Below are 25125 nucleotides of genomic sequence, written 5' to 3'. Positions count from 1 at the left end.
CCCATAAGTGAACCCATAAGTGAAGGGACCCCTTGACCATGTTTTCGAACCGCCGCCATGGCCGTCGCGGCACCGCTGTCGCCGTCGCCGTCGCCGCCGTCACCCTGACCGCCGGACTGCTGACCGGCTGCGAGGACCTCGACAACTCCCTGGACTGCCTCGGCAACGCCGACACGATCTCGGACAGCGTCAAGGCGATCCACGAGGCCGGCTGGGACGCGGTGAAGGATCCGTCGAAGACCGACGAGTCCATCGACACCATCGACAAGAACCTGGACAAGATCAACAAGGAGACGGACGACAGCGAGGTCGACAAGGCGGCCGACGATCTGGACAAGGCGATAGACGACTACAACAAGTCGATCCTGAACGGCGACACGACCCCGGACTCCAGCAGGATCGACGCGGCCGCCGACCGGCTGAAGGACGTCTGCACGTCATAGGAAGGTCGTGGGAAGGTCGCGGGAAACGCGTCTGGGGCCCTGCCGCCGTACGGCGGCAGGGCCCCAGACGCTTCTCGCTTCCCGGCACTCAGCTCTCTTGGGGCGCCAGCCGCAAGGAGATGCTGTTGATGCAGTACCGCTGATCGGTCGGGGTCGGATACCCCTCACCCTCGAACACGTGTCCGAGATGCGATCCGCACCGAGCGCACCGCACCTCGGTCCGCACCATGCCGTGAGTCCGGTCCGACAGCAGTTCGACCGCGTCGGTGTCCTTCGGGTCGAAGAAGCTCGGCCAGCCGCAGTGCGACTCGAACTTCGTGTCCGAGGTGAACAGTTCGGCCCCGCAGGCCCGACAGGAGTAGACGCCCGTCGTCTTGGTGTCCGTGTACTCACCCACGAAGGCGGGCTCCGTGCCGGCCTGACGCAGGACCGCGTACTCGGCCGGCGTCAGCTCCGCGCGCCACTGCTCGTCCGGCTTTTCGACGTCGTACGACATGAAGCTCAGCCCCTTACTGCGAAAGTCACCGCGAATGTCACCGCGAGAGTCACTGCGGAACCGTGGACGTCACCGCTCCAGGCGGTCCAGGATCCGCGGGCCCAGGTCCGTCACATCACCCGCGCCCATGGTGAGAACGAGATCACCGGGCTTCGCCATTCCCGCGATCGTCTCGGGCACCTCGGCCTTGTCGGACACGGCCGTCACGTCGGCGCCCGCGGCCCGCGCGGCGTCGATGATCAGCGCGCTCGTCACACCGGGGACCGGGTCCTCACGGGCCGGGTAGATGTCGAGGACGACCGACGCGTCCGCGAGCGCCAGCGCCTGCCCCATCTCCTTGCCCAGCTCCTGGGTACGGGAGAAGAGGTGCGGCTGGAAGACCACCAGGATGCGCGCGTCGCCGACCGCGGCCCGCATCGCCTCCAGGTCCGCCGTCATCTCGGTCGGGTGGTGCGCGTACGAGTCGACGACCTGGACGCCCGCCGCCTCGCCCTTCAGCTGGAGGCGCCTCTTCACGCCCGTGTACGCCGCCAGGGCGGGGGCCAGCTCGCCCGCGGGCACGCCCAGCGCGACGCCCGCCGCCAGCGCGGCCACCGCGTTGTGCGCGTAGTGCCGGCCGGGGACGGAGACGGTGAAGGTGAGCTCCTCGCCGCCCAGCAGGACGGTCACCTCGCTCTTCAGCCCCTGCGCCACGACGGACAGCACCCGCACGTCCGCGTCGGCCGCCTCCCCGTACGTCACCACCCGCACGGAGTCCGGCAGGCGCCGCGTCAGCTCACGGGCGCCCTCCTGGTCGGCGGCGATCACCAGCGTCCCACCGGGCACGATCCGGCCCGCGAACGTCTCGAAGGACTCGTAGATCTCGTCCATGGAGGCGTAGTTGGCGTGGTGGTCGAGTTCGACGTTGAGGACGATCGCGACCTCGGGCGCGTACTTGTGGAAGCTGCGGTCCGATTCGTCCGCCTCGGCCACGAAGATGTCGCCGTCGCCGTGCAGGGCGTTCGAGCCGGGCGCGTCCAGGTCGCCGCCGATCGCGTACGACGGGTTCAGCCCCAGCTCGCCGAGCGACACCGCCAGCATGGACGTCGTGGTCGTCTTGCCGTGGGTGCCCGCGACCGCGATCGGCCGCAGACCGTCCATCAGCCGGGCGAGCGCGTCCGAACGGTGGACCACCGGGATCCCCAGCTCCGCCGCGCGCGCCAGCTCCGGGTTGTCCGCGCGGATCGCGGAGGAGACCACGACACAGGTGGCGTCGACGGCCAGATGCCCGGCCGCGTGCCCGATGTGCACGGTCGCGCCCAGCGCCCGCAGCGCCGCCGCGGTCTCGGACTCCCTGGCGTCGCTGCCGGCCACCACGGCACCGCGCTGCGCGAGGATCTTCGCGATCCCCGACATCCCGGCGCCTCCGATGCCGATGAAGTGCGGTCGGTCCATGGCGGCAGGAAGGCCGGGTGCCATGTGTCTCTCCCAGTGCGTGGTACGTACGGCGAACGTTCGAGGAGCCAGCCTATTGCCTCCGAAATGAGGGCGCCCGCATCTCCCCGAGGGTCACACCTTGCTGTGCGAGAACAGCTTCAGCACAGGCACCCCCACCTTGTGCCGGGCCCGGGAGGCCCAGTCCCGGTGGAAGAACTCCTCCACGTAGTGGGGATCGGTCAGCACGATGACCTCGTCCGCCTCGATCTCGTCGACCAGAGCCCGCAACGCGTCGAGCGGATGGTCCTCGACGATCCGCCCCTCCGCCTCGTGGCCGGCCGCTCGCAGCGCCGCCAGCGACACCTCCAGCGCCTGCTCCCCCATCGCCGCCGCGTCCTTGCCCTCGGGGGTCTCCCGCTCGTGCGCCGCCTCGTCGAGCTCGCCCAGCGCGATGTCGTCGATGGCCCGCAGCAGTCGGTCGGCCTGGTCGCCCCGGGGCTGGAGCAGCACGTGGAAGGCCACGTCCTCATCGCCGTGCAAGGTGGTGACGAACTCCACGTCGGCGGACGTCAGGGCCTTTTCGATCATCAGTACGCTTGTGAACACGACAGGCGCCCTTCTCGTCCTTGGGCCGTTCGTAGGCCCCTGCTGAAACCATCCTGCCCCGTGATCGCACGGGGACTGCGAAATTTAGTGTGCCCAGCGAAAGACAAACGGAACGACAGATTCCGCATCGTGTCGGGGCGAGCGTGCCCCGGCGCGTCAGGAGCGTTGATAGCGGCTGAACAGGAAGCCGGACTCCTCCAGCAAGGACACCAGTTCGAAGCGGCGGGGCACCGGCACCGCGGGCCCGCCCGAGATCCGCTGGGCGTCCCCCACGGTGAGCATCGGGGAGATCGTCAGGCACAGCTCGTCGAGCACCTCGGCCGCCACCAACTGCCCCAGCAGCCGTGGCCCGCCCTCGGCCAGCAGCCGGGTGTGCCCGAGGTCGGCGAGGGCCCGCACGGCACGCGCCGGGTCGACGCCCATGCCGTCACCGGCGACTACCACCCGGGCGCCCGCCTTCTCCGCGGCCGCGACGCGGTCGGGGGCGGCGGCCGCGCCCGTGAGGATCAGGGTGGGCACCAGGGGCGAGGTGAACAGCGGGAGCGCGTAGTCCAGCTCCAGGCTCGCGCTGACGATCGCGATCGCCGCGGCCTGCGCCTGTCCGGCCGCCTCGCGGGCCGCGGCGAACTCCGCACGCGCGCGTGCCGGGCGGTACCCCTCCTGGCGTACCGTTTCCGCACCGACCAGGACCACGTCCGCCAGTGCCCGCAGGGTGCCGAAGATCCGCATGTCACAGGCGGAGGAGATGGGCTGGGACCGGCCGTCGTGCTGGGCGGCACCGTCGAGCGTGGACACCATGTTGGCGCGCAGCCAGGCTTCCCGGCGCTCGTTCGTCCGCTCGGGGTAGGCGTACGCGGCGGCCAGCTCGTCCAGGCTCCACTCCCGGTCGACCGCCCTGCCGCCGCCGGGCGGATCACCGGTACCACCGGCCCGCGCGGCCCCTCCGGAGGCGTCGGCCACTGTCTCTTCGGTCACAGGGAACAGGCGTCGCATGCCAGGCAGTCTGGCACGGGGCCCGGTGCCTGTCCGGCGGGCCGGGCCGGTGAGCGAGCGGGGGCCACGGGGCGCACCACGCCCAACTGCGGCGTTGCCGTCGCAGGTCGGTGTTCCGCGGCCCGGCCCTCCGCCACCTCACGGCCGTACGCGGCACACTCCACCCGCGCGCACGGCGGCGCCCCGCGGATCCGGGCCCACCGGGTCCCCCGGGCAGGCTTTAGCATGGTGAACCGTGCATACCACCCCCGCCGCCTCCGGTTTCGGTCCGATAGCCGACGCGGTCCCGCTGTCCCTGTGCGTCCGTGAGCCGCATGTCCCCGCGGACCGGCTCGTCGCCGAGATGGTGCCGCCGCCCCGGTTCGACTCGGTGCGCTTCGGGACGTACGACCCGGACCCGAACCAGCCGAGCCAGACCGAGGCCGTGCGGGTCCTCGACGGCTTCGCGGGCGGGCTCGGCGGGGCGCACGCCGTGGGAGGCGGCAGGCGGGGGTTCTTCGGGTTCGGGAAGGTCAGGCCCGCCAAGGTGCCGGCCGGCCCCCGGGGCGTCTACCTCGACGGCGGCTACGGCGTCGGCAAGACCCACCTCCTCGCCTCCCTCTGGCACGCCACCCCGGCGGAGCCCGCGCTCAAGGCCTTCGGCACCTTCGTGGAGCTGACGAACCTGGTCGGCGCCCTCGGCTTCCAGAAGACCGTCCAGACCCTGTCCGGTCACCGGCTGCTCTGCATCGACGAGTTCGAACTGGACGACCCGGGCGACACCGTCCTCGTCTCGACCCTGCTCGGCAAGCTCGTCGACGCGGGTGTGGCGCTCGCCGCCACCTCGAACACCCTGCCGGGCAAGCTCGGTGAGGGGCGGTTCGCGTCGGCCGACTTCCTGCGCGAGATCCAGGGCCTGTCCGCCCACTTCCGCGCGCTGCGCATCGACGGCGAGGACTACCGCCACCGGGGGCTGCCCCAGGCCCCGGCGCCCTACTCCGAGGAGCAGGTGACCAAGGCCGCGTACGCCACCGAGGGCGCCTCGCTCGACGACTTCCCGCAGCTCCTCGCCCACCTCGCCCGGGTGCACCCCAGCCGGTACGGCGCCCTCACGGACGGCCTGAAGGCCGTGTGCCTCACCGAGGTGCGGCCGGTTCCGGACCAGTCGACGGCGCTGCGGCTCGTCGTGCTCGCCGACCGGCTGTACGACCGCGAGGTGCCGGTGCTCGCGTCCGGTCTGCCCTTCGACCAGTTGTTCAGCGAGGAGATGCTGAACGGCGGTTACCGCAAGAAGTACTTCCGCGCGATCTCCCGCCTGACCGCGCTGGCCCGCGACGCCAAGGGCCTCGTAGAACCCTCGTGACGCCCCGAGAGGCGCGCGGCCCTGATCCGCGGATCATGTGAACTTCCGCAGGTCAACGATCAGTTCACGTCATCCCACTACCGCTTTTCAGGCTCTCTTCAGCCTGAAACGTTAAGTTAACCCTGCAAACAACTTCGCAGGGTTAACGTGTTTCTTGACCCGCGGTTGACCAATCGTTGACGTGCGCAAGAGATCGCCGAACGCCTGAAGGGGGGCATGTGTTCCGAGGTACCACGGCCCGGAGCGTGATCGCCCTCCTCGTCGCCGCCCTGCTGACACTCCAGTTCTTCGCTCCCTCGGCGTCCTTCGCATCCGCGCACACAGCTCGTCACGCCGAGGCCAAGAGCGAGCCCAGAAACAAACCCAGGGTGACATCCCAGCGCGACGAGTACGTCACCTGCGGTGACGGCGGTCGGCATCACGACCCGAGCCTGCCGCTGCGCACCCGCGACCGGCACCGTGTCGTCGACTCGGGACCCCAGGTGCCCGAACGTCCGCTTCTCTCGGTGGACCCCGCGGCCCCGGCCGGTCCGGACAGACGTGTCGCGTCCCGCCATCAGGAACCCAGATCGCCGGCCGCGCACACCCCGGCGGCGCTCCAGGTGTTCCGCTGCTGACAGTCGGACGTCCCCCCACTCCCTGTCAGCACGTCCGACTGTCATGTACGTCCGACGCGCCTTCGAGGCGCGCCAGGAGGAGTCACCACATGCAGCCCCTCATCGAGAACGCCCGCACCTTCGGTCAGCGCCCCGAGGAGTTCGCGAAGCTCGCCGAAGGCCAGTCCCCCCAGGTCCTGTTCATCACCTGCTCCGATTCCAGGGTCGTCCCGGCCCTGATCACAGGCGCCAGGCCGGGTGAGCTCTTCGAGCTGCGCACCGCGGGCAACATCGTCCCCCCGTACGCCTCTGCCCGCCCCACCGGCGAGGCGGCCACCATCGAGTACGCCGTGGAGGTCCTCGGCGTCAGCGACATCGTGGTCTGCGGTCACTCGCACTGCGGCGCCGTCGGCGCCCTGGTGCGCGGCGACGACCTCACCGCCGTACCCGCCGTACGCGACTGGCTCGCGCACGCGGCCGACGCCCCCGGGGCCACGGCCCCGTCCGACACCGACGACCCGACGGTCGCCTCGGCCGTCCAGAACCACGTCCTGACACAGCTGTTGCGACTGCGCTCCTACCCCTGTGTGGAACAACGCCTCGCCAAGGGCCGACTGCGGTTGCGCGGCTGGTACTACGAGGTCCACACCGGGTCCGTGCGCGAACACCGCGCCGCCACCGACGCGTTCGAAGCGCTGTGAGGGCCGCCATGAACATACGTACCGTGTCAGCCAAGGTCCCTCATCTGCGGCAGGACTTCGCCGCCTCACTCGTCGTGTTCCTGGTCGCCCTGCCGCTGTGCGTGGGCGTCGCCGTCGCCTCGGGTGTGCCGGCCGAACTCGGGCTGGTCACCGGCATCGTGGGCGGCATCGTCGCCGGACTCCTGCCGGGCAGCAGCCTCCAGGTGTCCGGGCCCGCCGCCGGCCTCACCGTGCTGGTCTTCGAGGCCGTACGGGAGCACGGGCTGCCCGCGCTCGGGGTGATCGTGCTCGCCGCCGGGCTGCTGCAACTCGCCATGGGCGCCCTGAAACTGGGGCGTTGGTTCCGGGCCATATCGGTGTCCGTCGTCGAGGGCATGCTGGCCGGGATCGGCCTCGTGATCATCGCCGGGCAGCTGTACGCGGCGGCCGGGCTGAAGGCTCCGGCCGCCGGTCTGGACAAGATCACCGGGCTGCCCGAGGCCGCCGCGAAGGCGGCGGGGAGCTCCGGCGCGCTGGCCTCGCTCGCGGTGGGCGCGGGCACGATCGCCGTGATCGTGCTCTGGCAGCGGCTGCCCAGGAAGGTGCGGGCGGTGCCCGGCGCGCTCGCCGCGGTGGTCCTGGCGACCGTCGTCACCCTTGTCCTCAGCCTGCCGGTGGCGACCGTCGAGGTGAAGGGCCTGCTGGACGCCGTCCAGCTGCCCGGGCTCGGCGCCTTCGGCGAACTCGGCAGTCTGAGCGTGCTCGGCACGGTCGTGGCGTTCACCCTGATCGCCTCCGCCGAGAGCCTGTTCAGCGCCGCCGCCGTGGACCGGCTGCACGACGGTCCGCGTACCCAGTACGACAAGGAACTGATGGCGCAGGGCGCCGGCAACACCGTGTGCGGGCTGCTGGGCGCGCTGCCGATGACCGCGGTGATCGTGCGCAGCTCGGCGAACGTCCAGGCGGGGGCGCGGACCAAGGCGTCCCGGGTCATGCACGGCGTGTGGCTGCTGCTGTTCGCTGCGCTGCTGCCCGGCGCGCTGGCACTCATCCCGCTGCCCGCGCTGGCGGGCATACTCGTCCACGCGGGCTGGAAGCTCATACCGCTGCGCGGGATCGCCTCGCTCTGGCGGGAACACCGGGGTGAGGCACTGATCCTGGTGGTCACAGCCGTGTCGATCGTGGCCGTGAACATGTTCGAGGGTGTGCTGATCGGTCTCGCCCTGTCGGTGGCCAAGACCGCCTGGGAGGCCTCGCACCTCAAGCTGGAGGTCATCGACAAGGGCGCCGGGCCCGTCCAGGCGTATCTGTCGGGCAACGCGACCTTCCTGCGGTTGCCGAAGATCCTCGACAGCCTGGAGGCGCTGCCCGAGGACCGGCCGATAGAGCTGGACCTGTCGGGCCTGCACCATCTGGACCACGCCTGCCGTACGGCCCTGGAGAGCTGGGCGGAGCGGCACAGCGCGGTCGGCACCGAGCCGGTCAGGATGATGACGCCGGTGCCGTAGCCTCCGCGTCTCTCGTCTGCCGGGCTGCCCGGTACGGGGCTCGACCCGAGCCCCGTACCGGGCATATCTTTTATTGAGGGTGCCTGTCGGCACCTACGGGACGACTGCGAGAGGTCGTCGTCATGCTTGAGGAACTGCTGGCCGCAGGCGCCGCCGCCGCAGGCGCGGGGCTGGTCTACGTCGGGGCCGCCGCACGGGTCGTCAAGCAGTACGAACGCGGCGTCGTGTTCCGGCTCGGCCGTCTCACCGGAGAGGTGCGGCCGCCCGGCTTCACGTTGGTGGTCCCGTTCGTGGACCGCCTGCACAAGGTCAACATGCAGATCGTCACCCTGCCGGTCCCGGCTCAGGAGGGCATCACCCGGGACAACGTGACCGTGCGCGTGGACGCCGTCGTCTACTTCAAGGTCGTCGACGCGGCGAACGCGATCGTCCAGGTGGAGGACTACCGGTTCGCCGTCTCACAGATGGCGCAGACCTCGCTGCGCTCCATCATCGGCAAGAGCGACCTCGACGATCTGCTGTCCAACCGGGAGCAGCTCAACCAGGGGCTGGAACTGATGATCGACAGCCCGGCCATGGGCTGGGGCGTCCAGATCGACCGGGTCGAGATCAAGGACGTCTCCCTGCCGGACACCATGAAGCGCTCGATGGCCCGCCAGGCCGAGGCCGACCGGGAACGCCGGGCGCGGATCATCAACGCGGACGCCGAGCTGCAGGCCTCGAAGAAGCTCGCGGAGGCCGCCGAAGTGATGTCCGAGCAGCCCGCCGCACTCCAACTCCGGCTGCTCCAGACGGTGGTGGCGGTCGCGGCCGAGAAGAACTCCACGCTCGTCCTGCCCTTCCCGGTGGAACTGCTCCGCTTCCTCGAACGGGCGCAGACCCAGCAGCCCCCGCCAGGTGGGTCACCCGGCTGAGGCGCGCTTCGCGCGTGGTTCCCGAGGCCCGCACGGCGTGATACACACGGCAAGGTCACAGTCCTGTCCGCCAGCAGGAAGGTCGCCCCCATGTCCGCATTCGGCACGCCCGAACTCGACGGCCCCTCAACAGACGCTCCCAGCAAGGCCGTTGACGTCTCCTCCACCTCCCGGCGCCAGATCCTCGCCCGCACCGGCGCCCTGGGGGTCGGTATCGCCTTCACCGGAGCCCTCTCCGAACTCTTCGCCGGTACGGCCGCCGCCCAGGAACTGGGCCACTCCGGCTACGGCCCCCTGATCCCCGACCCGAAGCGCCTGCTCGACCTGCCGAAAGGTTTCCGCTATCGGGTCCTGTCCCGCGAGGGCGACCCCCTGCGCTCCGGTGAGGGCCCCGTTCCCTCCAACCACGACGGAATGGCCGCCTTCGCGGGCCGCCACGGCCGGGTCCACCTGGTCCGCAACCACGAGAACCGCGTCACCGCCAGAACTCCGGTCCCGACCGTCAAGGGCCTCACCTACGACCCGATGGGCAAGGGCGGCTGTACGTCCCTCACCCTCGACCGGGACGGCGACGTCCTCGACGAGCGGGTCGCCATCGCCGGTACGGCCGTCAACTGCGCGGGTGGGCCCACCCCTTGGGGCACCTGGCTGACCTGTGAGGAGACCGAGGACAAGGCCGGGACCAACGGCTACACCAAGGACCACGGCTTCATCTTCGAGGTCGACGGGGCCGACCCGCACCGCACCGGCGCCGTCCCGCTCACCGCGATGGGCCGCTTCCAGCACGAGGCGATCGCCGTCGACCCGAAGAGCGGCATCGTCTACGAGACCGAGGACGCCTTCCTCAAGCCCTTCGGCCTCTTCTACCGCTTCCTGCCCAAGAGGCCGCTGGGCGGGGTGGGTTCACTGCGCGCGGGCGGCCGGCTCCAGGCGATGCGGGTGCCGGGCGTACCCGACCTCTCCTCGATCCAGGAGCCGGGTGCCTGCTTCGACGGCGTCGAGTGGGTGGACGTACCGGACCCGCTGGCCGCCCAGACCCCCGTCCGGCTCCAGGACTTCGGCCGCAAGGGCATCACACACGCGCAGAAGCTGGAGGGCTGCTACTGGGGCGGCCGGTGCGTGTACTTCGTGTCGTCGTTCGCCCACGCGAGCGACGGCTCGGCGGCGACCCACTTCGGCCAGATCTGGCGCTACGACCCGGCCGCGCGCCGCCTCACCCTGGTCATCGTCTTCGGCCCGGACACGGACGTCCAGCTGCCCGGCGAGTCACCGGACAACATCTGTCTCGCCCCGAGCGGCGGCCTGATGGTCTGCGAGGACGGGGACGGCGCCCAGCACGTGTACGGCGTGACGCGCGGGGGCGAGGTGTACGCGATGGCCCGCGGCGCCCAGAACATCGGCACCGAAAGCGCCCCCGAGTGGGGCGAGTTCGCGGGCGTCACCTTCTCTCCCGACGGCGGGACGATGTACGTCAACTGCTACACGCCGGGGACGACCTTCGCGGTGCGGGGTCCCTGGAAGCGATAGCGGGTGCCCCCTGAACGGGACATGGCGGGCAGGCCATTAACCTGTCCGCCATGAACGTACCGGGGGACGTGGTCGACGGCAGGTTCGAGCTGCTGGAGCGGCTCGGCAGTGGCGGAATGGGCACGGTGTGGCGGGCCCGCGACGCTGTGCTGCACCGCGAGGTCGCGCTGAAGGCGGTACGGGTCATGCACGACCCGGCGACGTCCGACATCGTGCGGGAGCGGGTGATGCGCGAGGCTCGGGCGCTCGCCCGGCTCAGCCACCCGCAGGTCGTCACGGTCCACCAGATCATCGACGCGGACCCGCAGCCCTGGATCGTCATGGAGCTGGTGCCCGGCGTCTCGCTCGACAGGCGCCTGGAAGCGGGCCCGCTGACGCCGGTGGAGGCGGCGCGGATCGGCGGCCAGGTGCTGGAGGCGCTGCGCGCCGCGCACGCGGCGGGCGTCCAGCACCGGGACGTGAAACCGGCGAACATCCTCCTGCGCGAGGACGGGAGCGCGGTCCTCACCGACTTCGGGATCGCCGCACTCCAGGGCGCGACGGCCCTGACGATGACCGGCGAGCTCATCGGCTCCCCCGAGTACATCGCCCCGGAACGCATCCGTGGCCCCTCGGACGACCCGGCCGCCGACCTGTGGTCCCTGGGAATCGTGCTGTACGTGTGCGTGGAGGGCGTGAGCCCACTGCGCCGCGAGACCTCGCTCACGACCCTGGCCGCCGTCCTGGAGTCCGAGGTCCCGCCGCCGTCCCGCGCCGGTGCGCTGGCCCCCGTACTCGAAGCGCTGCTCGACCGGGACCCGGCGGCACGTCCCGACGCGGGCCGGCTGGCGGAGATGCTGGGGCGGGTGGCGGCGGGCGGAACCCCGAGGTCCCTTCAGCGGACGCCGACGGCGCCCTCGCCTGTGCCTTCGGGGCACGTACCGGAATCCGGTGGGACCGCTCAGTACTCCGCGACCATGGCGACCGACGCGGGCCGGCGCGAGGACGGCCGGGGCCTCGGGCTGTCGCCGCGCCGCCGTAAGCGGATCGCCGTGTCCGCCGTGCTCGCGGTCGCCGTCGCCGCCGCCGCTGCCTTTCTCGCCCCGCGTCTCCTCGACGAGAACGGCTCGGACGGGGCGTCCGGTCCGAAACCCTCGCCCTCCGCCTCGGCCACCGGGCGCACCGTGTCCGAGCGCTGGATCGCCCAGCTCCACTCCGAGCCGGTCGACTCCGGGACCGGCGCCCGGGACGCCCAGCTCGCCAGGGTCAGGAAGTCGGTGCCGGAGGCGGTGTACGTGCGCAGCGACGCGTACGCCTCCCTGCGGCCGGGTTACTGGGTGATCTACGCCCCCGGCCCGTTCACCGACGGCAGGGCCGCGCTGTCCTTCTGCGACGAACGCGGCCTGACGACGGCGGACGCCTGCGTGGGCCGTTACCTGAGCACCAGCGCCACCGACTTCGCCGACCTGTGCCGCCCGCCCGCCGACCGGCCCACGGGGCGCTGCACACGCGACTAGAAGGCCCGCACGCCCCGCTTACGCTGGTGCCATGGCCGACGAACACGAGAGCGACCCCGGCGGGCCGCCGTACGCGGAGTGTGTGCTGTGCCGGGAGCCGACCGAGTACCCGAGGGCGCGGAAGGGCATCACGCTCTGCCCGGTGTGCGAATGGCAGGAGGCGCAGCGGTCGGCCTGCTCAGGGTGAGCGGCGTGAGGTGAGCACGCAGGCCACTGCCGTCGCCGTCACCGCGAGCAGCGCCGCGCCGGCCGGCGGCAGCAGGGGGACGGGGACCGTGCCCGAGCGCGAGCCGGTCACCAGTGAGGTGATCGCCGCCTTGGCCGGGGAGCCGGTCACCACCATCGCCAGCAGCGCGCCGAGCATCATCGCCGGCACCGCCCGACCCGGCGAGCGAAGCAGCGGCCAGGTCGTGAGCGCGCCGACGGCCGTGCCGAGCAGGGCGCACGCCAGGGCGGCGAGCAGCCCGGCTCCACCGGCCGTGAGGGGATCCACCCTGACCTGGTGGTCGACGCTCGTATGGTCGCTGATCAGGGTCACCACAAGGGTCGCGGCCGTGCCGAGCGCCGCCGAGGCGGCCAGCGCCACCAGGAGACAGGCGAGGTGTGCCCGTGCCGGGCCTGCTGCCGCGGCCACGGCGGCCCGTGCGGCGGGCGGCTCGTTGGCCGCGCAGATCCGCACCAGCCAGGCGGCCACCGGCAGGACGGCCGCCGCGGCATAGCCGAGCGAGTCCAGCACCGGCTGCCCGCCCTGCACCCCGACGGCCAGGAACACCGCGTACAGGATGAACGGCGGCAGCCAGCGCTGCGAGCGCACGAGCAGGGCCGCTTGGTAACGCAGCAGGGCGGTCATCGGCGGCTCTCGTCGGTGGCGAGCGGTGCCGGTCCGTCGGTGCCGGCGGGTGTTGTGGTCCTGTCGGCGGTCTCCGGTTCGACGCTCACCACGTGCCAGGGCGGGCGGGCCGTGAGCAGGGCGCGCAGGACGATGTCCGAGTGGGTCCCGGGGACGCCGATCCGGTGGTGGCCGGCCGCACCCGTCTCCGCGCTCGACGTCGCCCAGCGCAGGGCCTCGGCGGGGGGCTGTGCGCCCGGCGGTCCTTGCGCCTCGACGACCAGGTGCGGGCCGGGGTGATCCGTCGAACCGGCTTGTGCCGTACGGAGTTCGAGGCCGCCGTCGATCACGGTGTACGTCGCGTCGGGCGCCCCCGCGAGGCGGCCCGGGTCGTGGTCGACGAACACCACCGAGGCGCCGGAGGCGGTGCGTTCGGCGACGACCCGCTCCAACTCGCCCCGGGCTGCGGCGTCGAGGCCCGTCCAGGCCTCGTCGAGGACGAGCAGGTCCGGGTCGGCGAGGAGGGCCTGCGCGACGGCGACCTTCTGGCTGCTGCCCTTCGACAGCTGCGCCATGGGCGTGCGGGCGTACGCGTCGGCGCCGAGCCGCTCCAGCCACTCGTCGGCGGCACCGGCGGCGGCCGTACGGGAGAGTCCGTGCACGGCGCCGAGATGCGTGAGGTAGCCGTGCGCCGTGAAGGGGAGCGCCGAGGGGAACCGTTCGGGGACGTAGGCGGTGCGGGGGCGGCCTGTGATCCTGCCCTCGGTGGGGGCGTCGATGCCGGCGAGCACGCGCAGGAGGGTGGACTTGCCGGTGCCGTTGGCGCCGTCGACGCGGGTGAGGGTGCCGGGGGCCAGGTCCAGGTCCACACCGCGCAGGACCCAGGGGCCGCGGATGCCGTAGCGGCGGCCCACACCGTCCAGCCGAAGCGTGTGTCGCATGCGGTCCCCGTTCCTCTCCCCCGGAAGAGCCGATCTTCCGCCTGGCAGACTGAAGGACGTGACCAATGACCCGGCCGTTCCCGGCGACAGCCCTTTTCGCTCCGAGCGCTCACCTCGCGACGAGGCCCCGCAGTTCGTTCTCCCCCTCGTCGCCCGGATCGAGAAGGCCTCGCCGCCCGCTCGTACGGACGCGCTGGAGACCGCCGCGCGAGCCGTTCTCGTGATCCTCGGCGACGAGCGGTCGGCCGGGGACGGGGAGTGGGCGCAGGCCATGCTGGACTGGCAGGACGCCCGGATCCGCAAGGTCGTGCGGCGGGCGCGCGGGGCCGAGTGGCGGCGGGCCGAGGCGCTGCCCGGTATCACGGTCACCGGCAAGTCGGCCGAGGTACGGGTCTTCCCGCCCGTGCCGCTGGACGGCTGGCCCAAGGATCTGGCCCGGCTCCAGGTCTCCGGCACCGACCTGGACGATCCGGAGCCGCCGCTCCCCCCGGACCCGGCCGTACCCGTCCTCTGGCTGAACCCGGAGCTGGACATGTCGGCGGGCAAGGCGATGGCCCAGACAGGACACGGCGCCCAACTGGCCTGGTGGGAACTGTCGGACGAGGCCCGCGTGGCCTGGCGCGACGCCGGTTTCCCACTCGCCGTCCGCACGGCGGAGCCGGACCGGTGGCGCGAACTGACCTCCGGCGACCTCCCATTGGTCCGTGATGCCGGTTTCACGGAGATCGCGCCCGGCTCGGCGACGGTGGTCGCGGACCACCGCCCCCTGGGTCGCACAGGGTTCAAACATCTTCGTTGAACATCCCCGGGTCGCCGCCCGTACCTTCAGTCGCTGGCCACGTAACACCTGCCCAACGACCAGTTGGTTTCTCCGGGAGGCTCCCTTGCCGCGCTTCAACCACTCGGCCCTCGTCATCGCGGCCCTGACCACGACGATCGCCGCGCTCTCGTTTCCGGTGTGGTCCTACGCCGACCGTTCCGGCACCGGAGTGGCGAACACGGCCGCCGGCACGGTGAACACCCAGTGGGGGCCGCTGACCGCCTCGGACCGCAACCTGATCGTGCGCGTCCGGCTGGCCGGACTGTGGGAAGCGCCCGCCGGAGAGAAGGCGATGGACAAGTCCAGCAGCGCCTCTGTCAAGGCGGCGGCAGACCACCTGCTGGTGGGCCACAGCGACCTGGACGAGCGGGTGCGGAAGGTCGCCGCCCAGCTCAATGTCGAGCTGCCCAACCAGCCGAACGAGGCGCAGCAGGGCTTCCTGGCCCAGATGGACGCCGCCCAGGGCAAGGAGTTCGACCGGGTCTGGGCGAGCCTCCTGCGGAAGGCACACGGCACGATCTTCCCGGACATCGCGACGATCCGGAACCAGACCCAGAACTCGCTGGTGCGTCAACTGGCGACGGACACCAACCAGACCGTGCTCGACCACATCACGATGCTGGAGAAGACCGGAGCGGTCGACTTCGACGCCATCGCCAACGGCACGATCTGACTCGTGTACACGTGACGGCGACCCAGGCCCGTTCGGTGTCCTGACCGCTTCTCACGTACGTCCCCCACCAGCCACGTATCAGTCCCCAACGACCAGTTGGGTTCCCCCGGGAGGCTCCCTTGCCCCGCAAGAACGGCACGTTCCTCGTCGGCCTGGCCATCGCAGGCACCATCGGCGCGCTCGCGTACCCCGTGTTCTACTCGTACCCGCACCGCAACGACGCCGCGAAGGCCGCCGCGGTCACCGGAACCGGAGACACGGTGAACACCCAGTGGGGGCCGCTGACCCCCCTGGACCGCGAACTCATCGTGCGTGTCCGGCTGGCCGGACTGTGGGAGATGCCCGCGGGACAGCAGGCGATGACGAAGTCCAGCAATCCCGCAGTCAGGGAGGCGGCCCAGCACCTGATCACGGGCCACACCGACCTCGACAAGCGGGCACGGAGCATCTCCCAACAGCTCGGCGTCCCGATCCCCAACCAGCCGAACGCACAGCAGCAGGGCTTCCTGGACCAGATGACGGCGGCCTCGGCCGCTGACTACGACAAGGTCTGGGCGAACCTCCTGCGGCAGGCGCACGGCAACATCCTTCCGGTCATCGCGACGGTGCGGAACCAGACCCGCAACACTCTCGTGCGTCAGCTGGCCTCGGACACCAACCAGACGGTGCTCGACCACATCACGATCCTGGAGAAGACCGGCCAGATCGACTTCCAGAAGATCGCCGAGAAGGCCGCCGGGCCCAGCGCCAGTCCGACCGGTCCGCCGCCGCCGGTCCCGGGAGTGGTGCCGCCCGTCCCGCCCGCGGTGGAGCCGACCGGCAACCCCGTACTGTCCTCGAAGCCGTCGCCGCCGGCATCCGGCACGATCAACACCATCCGGCCGGAGGCCCCGGACCCCAACAAGGTCGCCCAGGGCCAGTAGGCGGACGGGAACGGGCGGGCGCAAGCTCAAATGTTGCTCTGAAGGTCGCCCGGGAGGGGTTCGAACCCGGGGACCCGGGCCATCACTCCGTGGACCGAGAGGTCGCAGAAGGGGAGAGGGAGGCGGACGATGAGGCGAGCGGGGCAGCCGGGACAGCTGGGCACGGGCATCGGGTGGCGGCCGGAGATCGCGGACGCCGTGGAGGCCATGCCGGGCATCGACTGGGTCGAGGCCGTGGCCGAGAACCTCTGCCCCGGCCATCTCCCCGAGTCGCTGCTGCGGCTGCGTGAGCGCGGCGTGACGGTCGTCCCGCACGGTGTCTCCCTCGGTCTAGGCGGCGCCGACCGGCCCGCCGAGGACCGGCTCACGGCGCTCGCCGAGCGGGCCGGGGCACTGGGCTCACCCCTGGTCACCGAGCACATCGCGTTCGTCCGGGCCGGAGGTCCGCTGACCGCGTCCCCGCTGCTGGAGGCCGGGCACCTGCTGCCCGTGCCCCGTACCCGGGACGCGCTCGACGTGCTGTGCGAGAACGTCCGTATCGCGCAGGCCGCGCTGCCGGTGCCCCTCGCGGTCGAGAACATCGCCGCGCTCATCGCCTGGCCCGACGACGAGCTGACGGAGGGCCAGTTCCTGTACGAGCTGGCGGACCGGACCGGCGTACGCCTCCTCGTCGACGTCGCCAACCTGCACACGAACCACGTCAACCGGGCCGAGGACCCGGCGAAGGCCCTGGCCGAACTGCCCGTCGAGGCCATCGCGTACGTCCATGTCGCGGGCGGCTTCGAACGGGACGGCGTCTGGCACGACAGCCACGCCCACCCGGTCCCGGACGCCGTTCTCGACATCCTCGCCGATCTGGCCTCCCGGGTCGCGCCGCCCGGGGTGCTGCTGGAGCGGGACGACAACTTCCCCGACCCGGGCGAGCTGGAGCGGGAACTGGACGTGATCCGGCGCACGCTGAAGCGGGCCGGCACGACGGAGTCGGCCGGTGTACGCCGGACCGCTTCCGTGACCACGCCGACGGCGACACCGGCAGCGGCGACGGCGACGGCGACGGCGACGGCGACGGCGGAAGTGCCCGTGGCTGAGGACCTTCCCGACTCCGCCCCGGCCCGCCAGCGCGTCGCCCTCGCGCAGGCCGCGCTGCTCTCCGCGCTCGTCGCGGGGACGCCCGTGCCGGAGGGGTTCGACCGGGTGCGGCTCGGGGTGCAGTCGCGGGCGCTCGGGGCCAAGCGGGCCGATGTCGTGGCGAAGGTCGCGCCGGAGCTGCCCGAGATCCTCGGGGCGGAGTACCGGCCCGCCTTCCTCGCGTACGCGCACGGGCACCCCATGTCCGACGGTTACCGGCGTGACGCGCTGGACTTCGCCGCGCACCTGCTGCTCGGCGGGCAGCCCGAGACACCCGGGAGCACGGAGAGCCGACGGCTGCTGCGCGAGTGGTGGCTCGACCGCTCGGGCCCGGCCCCACGCTCCCAGCGCCCCACGGCCCGGCTGGCCCGGGCCACCCGCCGCGTACTCCTGCGCCGCTGACGCACGGGGGCACCGAGCGACGAACGTCACTCCCCCCGCGTACGCCGTCCCACCTGCCGCCGCCGGGCGGGCACCTCCGCCTCAATCCCCGCAAACTGTGCGGGGGTTAACAGGACCGCCCAATGCGTGGCACTTCGCCGTACGACTTGATGGCATTCGCCCATGTATGTGTAAGGCCGACGCTCCGTCATCAGACGTCCGCGCCCTCCTCCGCAGCCGTCTTCGCTCGTACCGCAGTCGGCGTAGAGGTCGCAGTACGATGCCAACTCCGTGCCCGAAGCGCATTAGCGTGCGGTGCCGCGACAGGAGGCAAGGCACCATGCGATCCACCCAACGTTCCGGTCTCGGCGGTACCGGGCTCATCGTCGCGGGGCTGGCGGCGACCCTCGTAGCACTGATCTTCCCGGTCTGGTCGTACACCGACCGTTCCGGTACCGGCGTGGACGTGCTCAACGCGCAGACCGTGTCGACGCGGTTCGGTCCGCTGTCGGCGCTCGACCGCGACTTCCTCACCAAGGTCCGGCTGGCGGGGCTGTGGGAACAGCCCGCCGGTCAGCAGGCGCAGTTCCGCGGCACCACCGAGGCCGTACGGATCGCGGGCCGGCGCCTGGTCGAGGGCCACACGTTTCTCGACGCGCGGGTCCGGGACGTAGCGTCACGGCTCGGGCTCGCGCTGCCCGACCAGCCGAACGATCAGCAGCGCGAATGGCTCAGCATCATGAACGCGGCCCAGGGCGAGGACTTCGACCGCGAGTTCGCCAATCTGCTGCGGATGGCGCACGGCAAGGTGTTCTCCGTCGTCGCGCAGGTCCGCGCGAGCACCCGCAACTCCCTGGTCCGCGCTCTCGCCGACGACGCGAACAGGACGGTGCTCGACCACATCCAGGTCCTGGAGGCCACCGGGTACGTCGACTTCGACGCCCTCGCGAACGGGATGGCAGCCGCGAGCACCCCGCCGCTCACGTACTCCCCGGCCCCGCCCGGCCCGACGTCCGCACCCGCGCCGGCCGTGCCGGTGACGCCGTCGCCGGTCGCGACCTATCCGCTGCCGCCTCCGGCGACGAGCCCGCCGGCGGAGGTCGGCGAGGTGGTGGAGTTCACGGAGCCCGCGGAGCCTTCCGAGGAGCCCTGAATCGGCCACCGCCCATACGTCTCGTACCGGCCATACCTCGTCCATATCCTGAAAGCCCATGGCGTTTCAGGCACCCTTCGCATAGAACAACGGCATGTTCTGGTCCTTCCTCCTGCTGCTGGCCTGGATCGCCGCCGGTACGGCGTGCGTCCGGCTGTGTCTTGCCGCCGTGCACGCGGCTGCCGCCGACCCGGACGCGGGCCCCGGCGGACGCGGGCGTGACCTGACGCTGTACGAGGCCGCGTTCCTGTCCGGCGGGCCGGCGCGGGTCGCCGATCTCACGCTGGTGTCGATGGCCCGGCAACGGCGGCTGCTGCTCGCCCACACCGGCTGGGCGACCGTCGTGGATCCGAGCGGGCGCGACGAGATGGAGCGGTCGGTGATCGGCGCGATCGGGCCGGAGGGGCAGTCGCGCATCGCCCCGGTACGGACGGCCGCCGCGGGCACGGAGGCCGTACGGGGACTCGCGGACCGGCTTGTCGCGGCGGGCCTGGCCGTGCCCGACGGCGCCCGGCGCGGGGTCGCGTTCGCCGTCCGTCAGGTGCGGGCCGCGGCGCTGGCCGTCGCGGTCCTGGGCGCGGTGGCGCTGGTGCTGCCGGGGCGGGGCAGCGTGCCGCGCGACCTGGTCGCCCTCTGGTTCGCGCTCCCCCTGGTCCTCGCCCTGAGCTGTCTCGCCGTCGCCCGGATCGAGGTCCACCCGTACTCGCGCTGGGCGTCACCGGCCGGGCAACGCCTCCTCACCGCACTGACCCGCCGGACCAGGAGCACCGCTCCGTACGGCGCCGGCGACGAACACACGTACCTCACCTCGGTCGCCGTACTCGGGGTCCGCGCGGTCGACGAGCCCGATCTGCGCGCCGCCTTCGCGCACCGGGAGCCCCAGGACATCCTGCGCGAACGGCTGCGCTGACCCGGCTGCCGCACTGTCTCCGGCGCCCCAGGGGTGAGCGGGGGGCGCACAGGAGTGCTCGTGGCGACACCGGGCGGCCGGTGCTTGCCTTCGTCGACCACCGCCCGAAACATCCCTTCTGTTGCCACCGAAGGGATACGCGATGCGAGCTGCCGCCCTCTACTCGGCTGCCGGGTCCTTGCTGCTGACCACTCTGGCCGCCGCCCCGGCGGACAGCGCCCCGGGCCTGCCCGGCCGCCCGGGAGGCCCCGGGTCGGCGGAGTTCCGGGGTTCCGTGCTGGCCGCCGCGCGCGCCGAGGCGGCCGGGATCCGCTTCGGCGAGTGCCCGGCGGAGGAGGAACTCCCGGACAGCGTGCGCTGCGGCACCGTCACCGTGCCGCTGGACTACGCGCACCCCGACGGCAAGCAGATCAGACTCACCGTCAGCCGGACGGAGGCGACCGGCAGGAACCCGCGCGACCCCGAGCACCGGGTGGAGCGCCAGGGCGCCCTCGTCTACAACCCGGGCGGCCCCGGCGCCTCCGGGATGTTCTTCCCCATGATCGGCGTCATCCCCGAGTGGAAGCGCATCGCGGGCGCGTACGACCTGGTCGGGTACGCCCCGCGCGGGGTGGCCCGGTCGGCGCCGCTGTCCTGCAAGGACCCCGAGCACTTCTTCAAGGGGCCCACGCAGGCACCGGTGCATCCCTCGGAGTCGTACAAGAGGGAGCGCGTCGCCGAGGCGAAGGCGTACGCGCGCGGGTGCGCCGAACGCTCGGGGAGCGCGCTGCGCCACTATCACTCCCTCAACAACGCCCGCGACCTGGACGTCCTGCGGGCCGCGCTCGGCGAGGACCGGCTGACGTTCATGGGCGCCTCGTACGGCACCTACTTCGGGGCGCTGTACGCGACGCTGTTCCCCTCGCACGTACGCCGGATGGTGTTCGACTCGGTGGTGAACCCCGACCCGGGCCAGATCTGGTACCGCAACAACCTCGACCAGTCGACCGCGTTCGAGAGCCGCTGGGCGGACTTCCGGGCCTGGGCCGCCCGGCACGACGACGTGTACGGGCTGGGCGCCACGCCGGCGGCGGTGCTGCGGAGCTACGAGAAGGCGGCGGCGCGACTCGCCGCCGAGCCGGCCGGCGGGAAGGTGGGGCCGGGACAGTTGCAGGGCGCGTTCCTGCAGGCCGGGTACTACGACGACTACTGGCCGCACCGCGCCCACGCCCTGTCCGCCTACCTCAAGGGTGATCCGCAGCCGCTGATCGACCAGGCGGCGCCGGTGACGGAGGCGGCCGTCGAGGCGGAGAACGGCAACGCGGTCTACACGGCCGTCGAGTGCAACGACGCGCCCTGGCCGACGAGTTGGCGGGTCTGGGACCGGGACAACACCCGGCTCGCGCGCACGGCGCCGTTCGAGACCTGGGACAACGCGTGGATGAACCTGCCGTGCGCCTACTGGCCGGCGCCCCGGCAGACGCCCCTCGATGTGCGGACCGGGCCGGGTGACCTGCCACCGGTGCTGATCCTGGCGGCCGAGCGGGACGCGGCGACGCCGTACGCGGGCGCCCTCGAACTGCGGCGCCGGCTGCCCGGTTCGGCCCTGGTGACCGAGCGGGGCGCGGGCACGCACGGCATCGCGGGCGGCCCGAACCGGTGCGTCAACGACTACCTGGACGCCTATCTGCTGGCGGGCCGGCTGCCCGGCCGGAGCGCGGAGTGCGCCCCGCATCCGGAGCCACGGCCGACGGCCTCGGTGGGCCGCTCCCAGAAGGCACCCAGCGGGAACAGGACGGCCGCGCGCGGCGCGTGAAGGGGTCGCCCGTCGACGAGACGGGCGACCGGCCGACCGACGGCCTCTCGACAGCCGGATGCCGCGTCCCCGGGGACGCGGCATCCGGCTGTCGCCGCCCCGCGGCGGGCCCGGTTCCCGGCCGACCGCGGCGTACGGCCTCCGGTCAGGCGAGACCGGCGATCAGCTCGCCGATGTCCTTTCGGCGGCCCGTGTAGAACGGGACCTCTTCACGGACGTGCATGCGGGCCTCGGAGGCGCGCAGGTGACGCATGAGGTCGACGATGCGGTACAGCTCGTCGGCCTCGAAGGCCAGCAGCCACTCGTAGTCGCCGAGGGAGAACGAGGCGACCGTGTTGGCGCGCACGTCCGGGAATCCGCGGGCCATCTTGCCGTGGTCGGCGAGCATCCGGCGGCGGTCCTCGTCGGGCAGCAGGTACCAGTCGTAGGAGCGCACGAACGGGTAGACGCTGATGTAGTTCCGGGGCGTCTCGTCGGCCAGGAACGCGGGGATGTGCGAGCGGTTGAACTCGGCGGGGCGGTGCAGCGCCATGTTCGACCAGACCGGCTCCAGTGCACGCCCCAGCCTGGTGCGGCGGAAGAGGTTGTACGCCTCCTGGAGCTGGTCCGCGGTCTCGGCGTGCCACCAGATCATCAGGTCGGCGTCGGCGCGCAGCCCCGAGACGTCGTACGTGCCACGGACGGTCACGTCCTTCGCGGCGAGCTGGTCGAAGAGCTCCTGGACCTCGTCGCCGTAGCCCGTGCGGTCCTCGGGCAGGACGTCCTTCAGCTTGAAGACGGACCACAGGGTGTAGCGGATGACCTCGTTGAGGTCCTTGGCCAGCTTGCCCTTGTTCGGGATGCGGGCCGCGTCGGTGGTGGGGGCGTCGTCACTCATGTGCCTATTCTCCCGCTCCGCCGGGCGCGCTTCGCACCGGGCCCGTCTCCAGGGCGTCCACCGCCGCGTACGCGCTCGCGATGCAGGCGGGGATGCCGACCCCGTCGTACGCCGCGCCGCACACGGCGAGGCCCGGGAGCTTGGCGATGTGTTCGCGGATACGGTCCACGCGAGCGTGGTGGCCGACGGGGTACTGGGGCAGGCCGTCGTCCCAGCGGGTGACCCGGGTCTCGACGGGGGCCGCGGTCAGTCCGGTCGCCTCCCTGAGGTCGTGACGGGAGACGTCCACCAGATCGGCGTCGGGGCGCTGGAGGATCGCCGTCTCGGCGTACCGCCCCACGGAGGTCCGCAGGACCAGCAGGTCCGGGTTCTCCTCGTCGATCCAGCCCCACTTCCGGGAGGCGAACGTCGATGCCTTGATGGTGCGGCCGTCGACGGGCGGGACGAGGAAGCCGCTGCCTTCGGGGAGGGTGATGTCGGCGCGTCGGTAGGCCAGGGTGATCAGGGCCATCGACGCGTACTCCACGCCGGCGAGTTCGGCCGCGGCGGCCGGTGCCTCGGCGCGCAACAGCCCGGCGGCCACGGGGGTCGGTACGGCCACCACCACCCCGTCGGCGTCGATGACGCGCTCCCCGGCGACGACCCGCCACCCCGTCCCTGTCCCGTCTGTCCCGGCCGTCCGGCGCAGCTCGGTCACGGGTGCTCCGGTGACGATCTCGCCGCCCCGCGCGCGGACCGACTCCGCGACGGCGAGCGGCAGTTGGCCCACGCCTCCCCGGATGCCCATGAAGACCGGCCCGCCCTGCTGGGGGGCGGCGGCCATCCTGGCCTGGATCTCGCGCACGCCCTCGGTCAGGGACGCGTGCCGCCTGGCCGCCTCGAAGAGCTGCGGTACGGCCGAGCGCATCGAGATGCGGTACGCGTCGCCCGCGTAGACCCCACCCAGCAGTGGTTCGACCAGCCGGTCGACGACCTCGCGGCCGAGGCGGGCAGCGACGAACTCCCCCACCGCCACGTCGTCGCCGACCTCCGTGCGCGGCAGGTCGGCGTCGCGCCCGATCCGGGCCAGCCCCTCGTCGGAGAGGACACCGGCCAGGGCGGAGGCATTGCCGGGAACGCCCATGACGTGCCCCTTGGGAAACGGCCGCAGGGCGCCCCTGGTCCAGATCGAGGCGGTGGAGGTGGCGGGCGGCTGGAGGCGGTCGTCGAGGCCCACCTCGCGGGCCAGCGCGACGGCTTCCGGTCTGCGCGCGAGCATCGACTCGGCGCCGAGATCGACCCGCGCGCCCGCGATCTCGCCGGGCAGCAGCTTGCCGCCGACGCGGTCGGACGCCTCCAGGACCGTGACTCTCGCGCCCCGGTCCAGCAGCCGGTGGGCGGCGGCCAGACCCGCGATCCCGCCCCCGATGACGACGACATGCCCGGCACCCGCACGGGCCTCCACTGCGCTCATGCGTCAACCCTGCCAGACCGCACTGACAGTCCCGTCGGCGGACGGCGGTCCCCTTGTCCGGCGCGAGTCCCGACCGTGACCACTTCGGGACCGTGACAGGCCAACGTCCCGGCCCCTTCGGGCGTCGAAGGAGCGTCAGTCGTGCACCACGACGGCCCAACGACAGCCCTCGGGGGGAATCACCAATATGAACACCGCGCGCACACGCCGTACACGTCCCGTTCAGGCCCTGGCGGGCATCCTTCTCGCCGCGTCCCTCGCGCTCACCGGTTGCAGCGGCGGCGCCAACGACTCCAGCGCGACCAGTGACTCGGGCGCCGTCGCGAAGGGAGCGGCCCCCGGCGCCCTGGAGGACCAGGCCGGGTCCGACAGCAGGGCCGGCGGCAAGGGCAGCGGCGCCCAGGCCAGTACGGCGCCCCAGACGGCCACCGGCCCGCACATCATCCGTACCGTGTCCGTCTCCGTCCAGGTCAAGAACGTACCGAAGGCCTTGGCCAAGGTTCGTGCCACCGCGGAGAACGCCGGCGGTTTCGTCGGCAGCGAGATGACGACTCTCGACGAGGAGGAGGGCGGCGAGAGCACCGACGTCGTCCTGCGGGTGCCCGTCGGCGAGTACGAGCGGGTGCTCGACGCCCTGGAAGGCACCGGCAAGCTGCTGCACCGGGAGGCGGAGGCGAAGGACGTCACCGACCAGGTCGTCGACGTGGAGAGCCGCATCACCACTCAGCGCGCCAGTGTGAACCGCATCCGGGAGCTGATGGACAGGGCCACCAAACTCTCCGACGTGGTCACCCTGGAGGGCGAGTTGAGCCGCCGTCAGGCAGATCTGGAGTCGCTGCTCGCCCGCCAGGCGTCCCTGAAGGACCGCACCTCCCTGGCCACGATCAACCTCTCCCTGTCGGAGAACCCGGCCAAGGAGTCCGACGAGGACGACGACCCGGGCGTCCTGGACGCCCTCGCGGGCGGCTGGAGCGCGTTCGTGTCGATGCTGCGCTGGATCGTGGTCGCCCTCGCCGCGGTGCTGCCGTTCGCCGCGGTGGCGGCCCTGCTGGTGTTCGCCTGGCTGCGTCTGACCCGAGCCCGCAGGCAGCGTCCCGCCCCGGCGACGGCCACGGGCCCCGCACCGGCGACCTCCCTGCCGACCGCTCCCCCGGCACAGCCCGACGGACCGGACCGGCACTGACCGTTGACCGGTCCTTCCCAGGAGTGAAACGCGGGGTACCCG

The 25125-nt window shown here is 72.1% G+C and carries 25 protein-coding genes; 17 read left to right on the top strand and 8 right to left on the bottom strand.

All coding sequences use genetic code 11. The features are described from left to right. Nucleotides 1–38 precede the first annotated feature (38 nt). Nucleotides 39–443: a hypothetical protein gene (locus PV734_RS34205; protein WP_319293416.1), complete on the top strand. Its 405-nt coding sequence runs from the start codon at nucleotides 39–41 to the stop codon at nucleotides 441–443. Nucleotides 444–531: 88 nt separating this feature from the next. Here PV734_RS34205 and msrB read toward each other — a convergent pair whose 3' ends face one another. From msrB to PV734_RS34185, 4 genes are all read right to left on the bottom strand, one after another. Further along, complete coding sequence (gene msrB / locus PV734_RS34200; protein WP_319095855.1) at nucleotides 532–939, bottom strand: peptide-methionine (R)-S-oxide reductase MsrB; 408 nt, start codon at nucleotides 937–939, stop codon at nucleotides 532–534. A 69-nt stretch (nucleotides 940–1008) separates the two neighbouring features. Then, nucleotides 1009–2397, bottom strand: coding sequence for a UDP-N-acetylmuramate--L-alanine ligase (gene murC / locus PV734_RS34195; RefSeq protein WP_319293415.1), 1389 nt, complete (start codon nucleotides 2395–2397; stop codon nucleotides 1009–1011). Between the two features lie 90 nt (nucleotides 2398–2487). Then, on the bottom strand, nucleotides 2488–2961 hold the full coding sequence (locus PV734_RS34190) for an indole-3-glycerol phosphate synthase (protein WP_319095857.1): 474 nt from the start codon (nucleotides 2959–2961) through the stop codon (nucleotides 2488–2490). A gap of 156 nt (nucleotides 2962–3117) precedes the next feature. Then, on the bottom strand, nucleotides 3118–3954 hold the full coding sequence (locus tag PV734_RS34185; protein WP_319095858.1) for a pyrimidine reductase family protein: 837 nt from the start codon (nucleotides 3952–3954) through the stop codon (nucleotides 3118–3120). Between the two features lie 235 nt (nucleotides 3955–4189). Here PV734_RS34185 and zapE point away from each other — a divergent pair, with 235 nt between their 5' ends. From zapE to PV734_RS34145, 8 genes are all read left to right on the top strand, one after another. Next, on the top strand, nucleotides 4190–5296 hold the full coding sequence (gene zapE / locus PV734_RS34180) for a cell division protein ZapE (protein WP_319095859.1): 1107 nt from the start codon (nucleotides 4190–4192) through the stop codon (nucleotides 5294–5296). A 218-nt stretch (nucleotides 5297–5514) separates the two neighbouring features. Beyond that, a complete protein-coding gene (locus PV734_RS34175) occupies nucleotides 5515–5913 on the top strand; it encodes a hypothetical protein (protein ID WP_319095860.1) in 399 nt (132 codons plus the stop codon). Between the two features lie 89 nt (nucleotides 5914–6002). After that, nucleotides 6003–6593, top strand: a complete 591-nt coding sequence (locus tag PV734_RS34170) for a carbonic anhydrase (RefSeq protein ID WP_319095861.1) — start codon at nucleotides 6003–6005, stop codon at nucleotides 6591–6593. Between the two features lie 8 nt (nucleotides 6594–6601). Then, nucleotides 6602–8080 (top strand): SulP family inorganic anion transporter, encoded by a 1479-nt coding sequence (locus PV734_RS34165; RefSeq protein WP_319095862.1) that lies wholly within the window; start codon nucleotides 6602–6604, stop codon nucleotides 8078–8080. A gap of 122 nt (nucleotides 8081–8202) precedes the next feature. Beyond that, complete coding sequence (locus tag PV734_RS34160; protein WP_319095863.1) at nucleotides 8203–8994, top strand: slipin family protein; 792 nt, start codon at nucleotides 8203–8205, stop codon at nucleotides 8992–8994. Between the two features lie 90 nt (nucleotides 8995–9084). After that, entirely contained in the window at nucleotides 9085–10521 is a 1437-nt protein-coding gene (locus tag PV734_RS34155; protein ID WP_319095864.1) for an alkaline phosphatase PhoX, read from the top strand. A gap of 50 nt (nucleotides 10522–10571) precedes the next feature. Continuing rightward, on the top strand, nucleotides 10572–12017 hold the full coding sequence (locus PV734_RS34150; RefSeq protein ID WP_319095866.1) for a serine/threonine-protein kinase: 1446 nt from the start codon (nucleotides 10572–10574) through the stop codon (nucleotides 12015–12017). A 31-nt stretch (nucleotides 12018–12048) separates the two neighbouring features. Then, nucleotides 12049–12204 carry a hypothetical protein gene (locus PV734_RS34145; protein ID WP_319095867.1) on the top strand — a complete coding sequence of 52 codons (156 nt, stop codon included), beginning with the start codon at nucleotides 12049–12051 and terminating at the stop codon, nucleotides 12202–12204. On the opposite strand, the gene PV734_RS34140 is transcribed toward PV734_RS34145, so the two are convergent. Next, complete coding sequence (locus PV734_RS34140; protein ID WP_319095868.1) at nucleotides 12196–12867, bottom strand: ABC transporter; 672 nt, start codon at nucleotides 12865–12867, stop codon at nucleotides 12196–12198. The two genes, PV734_RS34145 and PV734_RS34140, sit on opposite strands and share 9 nt — an antisense overlap. Next, a complete protein-coding gene (locus tag PV734_RS34135; RefSeq protein WP_319095869.1) occupies nucleotides 12864–13787 on the bottom strand; it encodes an ATP-binding cassette domain-containing protein in 924 nt (307 codons plus the stop codon). Before PV734_RS34135 ends, PV734_RS34140 begins: the two co-directional genes overlap by 4 nt. Before the next feature lie 58 nt (nucleotides 13788–13845). Between PV734_RS34135 and PV734_RS34130 the strand changes: the two genes are divergently transcribed. The 7 genes from PV734_RS34130 to PV734_RS34100 all read left to right on the top strand — a co-directional run bounded on the left by PV734_RS34130 (nucleotide 13846) and on the right by PV734_RS34100 (nucleotide 21570). Further along, on the top strand, nucleotides 13846–14586 hold the full coding sequence (locus PV734_RS34130) for a peptidyl-tRNA hydrolase (protein WP_319293414.1): 741 nt from the start codon (nucleotides 13846–13848) through the stop codon (nucleotides 14584–14586). A gap of 85 nt (nucleotides 14587–14671) precedes the next feature. After that, nucleotides 14672–15280, top strand: coding sequence for a DUF4142 domain-containing protein (locus PV734_RS34125; protein ID WP_319095871.1), 609 nt, complete (start codon nucleotides 14672–14674; stop codon nucleotides 15278–15280). A gap of 119 nt (nucleotides 15281–15399) precedes the next feature. Further along, entirely contained in the window at nucleotides 15400–16203 is an 804-nt protein-coding gene (locus PV734_RS34120) for a DUF4142 domain-containing protein (RefSeq protein ID WP_319095872.1), read from the top strand. Nucleotides 16204–16332: 129 nt separating this feature from the next. Then, entirely contained in the window at nucleotides 16333–17733 is a 1401-nt protein-coding gene (locus PV734_RS34115; protein ID WP_319293413.1) for a DUF692 domain-containing protein, read from the top strand. Between the two features lie 319 nt (nucleotides 17734–18052). Next, entirely contained in the window at nucleotides 18053–18865 is an 813-nt protein-coding gene (locus PV734_RS34110; RefSeq protein WP_319293412.1) for a DUF4142 domain-containing protein, read from the top strand. A gap of 94 nt (nucleotides 18866–18959) precedes the next feature. Beyond that, nucleotides 18960–19775 carry a TIGR04222 domain-containing membrane protein gene (locus PV734_RS34105; protein ID WP_319095875.1) on the top strand — a complete coding sequence of 272 codons (816 nt, stop codon included), beginning with the start codon at nucleotides 18960–18962 and terminating at the stop codon, nucleotides 19773–19775. A 142-nt stretch (nucleotides 19776–19917) separates the two neighbouring features. Continuing rightward, entirely contained in the window at nucleotides 19918–21570 is a 1653-nt protein-coding gene (locus PV734_RS34100; protein WP_319293411.1) for an alpha/beta hydrolase, read from the top strand. Between the two features lie 145 nt (nucleotides 21571–21715). Here the strand turns inward: PV734_RS34100 and hemQ are convergent, their stop codons facing one another. Further along, complete coding sequence (hemQ, locus tag PV734_RS34095; protein WP_319095877.1) at nucleotides 21716–22447, bottom strand: hydrogen peroxide-dependent heme synthase; 732 nt, start codon at nucleotides 22445–22447, stop codon at nucleotides 21716–21718. Between the two features lie 4 nt (nucleotides 22448–22451). After that, nucleotides 22452–23900 (bottom strand): protoporphyrinogen oxidase, encoded by a 1449-nt coding sequence (gene hemG, locus PV734_RS34090; RefSeq protein WP_319095878.1) that lies wholly within the window; start codon nucleotides 23898–23900, stop codon nucleotides 22452–22454. Between the two features lie 187 nt (nucleotides 23901–24087). Between hemG and PV734_RS34085 the strand changes: the two genes are divergently transcribed. Next, the gene (locus tag PV734_RS34085) at nucleotides 24088–25083 is read left to right on the top strand and encodes a DUF4349 domain-containing protein (protein WP_319095879.1); all 996 of its coding nucleotides are present in this window, start codon (nucleotides 24088–24090) and stop codon (nucleotides 25081–25083) included. The last annotated feature ends 42 nt before the right edge of the window (nucleotides 25084–25125 follow it).

Source organism: Streptomyces sp. AK08-02, from assembly GCF_033795085.1.
Lineage (GTDB): Bacteria > Actinomycetota > Actinomycetes > Streptomycetales > Streptomycetaceae > Streptomyces > Streptomyces echiniscabiei.
This window is presented reverse-complemented; position numbering and strand designations above follow the sequence as displayed.

Excerpts from the sequence above, each read along its gene's own strand:
- PV734_RS34205 (WP_319293416.1), top strand. The coding sequence starts at position 39 with ATGTTTTCGAACCGCCGCCATGGCCGTCGCGGCACCGCTGTCGCCGTC.
- msrB (WP_319095855.1), bottom strand. The coding sequence starts at position 939 with ATGTCGTACGACGTCGAAAAGCCGGACGAGCAGTGGCGCGCGGAGCTG.
- murC (WP_319293415.1), bottom strand. The coding sequence starts at position 2,397 with ATGGCACCCGGCCTTCCTGCCGCCATGGACCGACCGCACTTCATCGGC.
- PV734_RS34185 (WP_319095858.1), bottom strand. The coding sequence starts at position 3,954 with ATGCGACGCCTGTTCCCTGTGACCGAAGAGACAGTGGCCGACGCCTCC.
- PV734_RS34170 (WP_319095861.1), top strand. The coding sequence starts at position 6,003 with ATGCAGCCCCTCATCGAGAACGCCCGCACCTTCGGTCAGCGCCCCGAG.
- PV734_RS34165 (WP_319095862.1), top strand. The coding sequence starts at position 6,602 with ATGAACATACGTACCGTGTCAGCCAAGGTCCCTCATCTGCGGCAGGAC.
- PV734_RS34160 (WP_319095863.1), top strand. The coding sequence starts at position 8,203 with ATGCTTGAGGAACTGCTGGCCGCAGGCGCCGCCGCCGCAGGCGCGGGG.
- PV734_RS34155 (WP_319095864.1), top strand. The coding sequence starts at position 9,085 with ATGTCCGCATTCGGCACGCCCGAACTCGACGGCCCCTCAACAGACGCT.
- PV734_RS34150 (WP_319095866.1), top strand. The coding sequence starts at position 10,572 with ATGAACGTACCGGGGGACGTGGTCGACGGCAGGTTCGAGCTGCTGGAG.
- PV734_RS34145 (WP_319095867.1), top strand. The coding sequence starts at position 12,049 with ATGGCCGACGAACACGAGAGCGACCCCGGCGGGCCGCCGTACGCGGAG.
- PV734_RS34140 (WP_319095868.1), bottom strand. The coding sequence starts at position 12,867 with ATGACCGCCCTGCTGCGTTACCAAGCGGCCCTGCTCGTGCGCTCGCAG.
- PV734_RS34135 (WP_319095869.1), bottom strand. The coding sequence starts at position 13,787 with ATGCGACACACGCTTCGGCTGGACGGTGTGGGCCGCCGCTACGGCATC.
- PV734_RS34115 (WP_319293413.1), top strand. The coding sequence starts at position 16,333 with ATGAGGCGAGCGGGGCAGCCGGGACAGCTGGGCACGGGCATCGGGTGG.
- PV734_RS34110 (WP_319293412.1), top strand. The coding sequence starts at position 18,053 with ATGCGATCCACCCAACGTTCCGGTCTCGGCGGTACCGGGCTCATCGTC.
- PV734_RS34105 (WP_319095875.1), top strand. The coding sequence starts at position 18,960 with ATGTTCTGGTCCTTCCTCCTGCTGCTGGCCTGGATCGCCGCCGGTACG.
- PV734_RS34100 (WP_319293411.1), top strand. The coding sequence starts at position 19,918 with ATGCGAGCTGCCGCCCTCTACTCGGCTGCCGGGTCCTTGCTGCTGACC.
- hemQ (WP_319095877.1), bottom strand. The coding sequence starts at position 22,447 with ATGAGTGACGACGCCCCCACCACCGACGCGGCCCGCATCCCGAACAAG.
- hemG (WP_319095878.1), bottom strand. The coding sequence starts at position 23,900 with ATGAGCGCAGTGGAGGCCCGTGCGGGTGCCGGGCATGTCGTCGTCATC.
- PV734_RS34085 (WP_319095879.1), top strand. The coding sequence starts at position 24,088 with ATGAACACCGCGCGCACACGCCGTACACGTCCCGTTCAGGCCCTGGCG.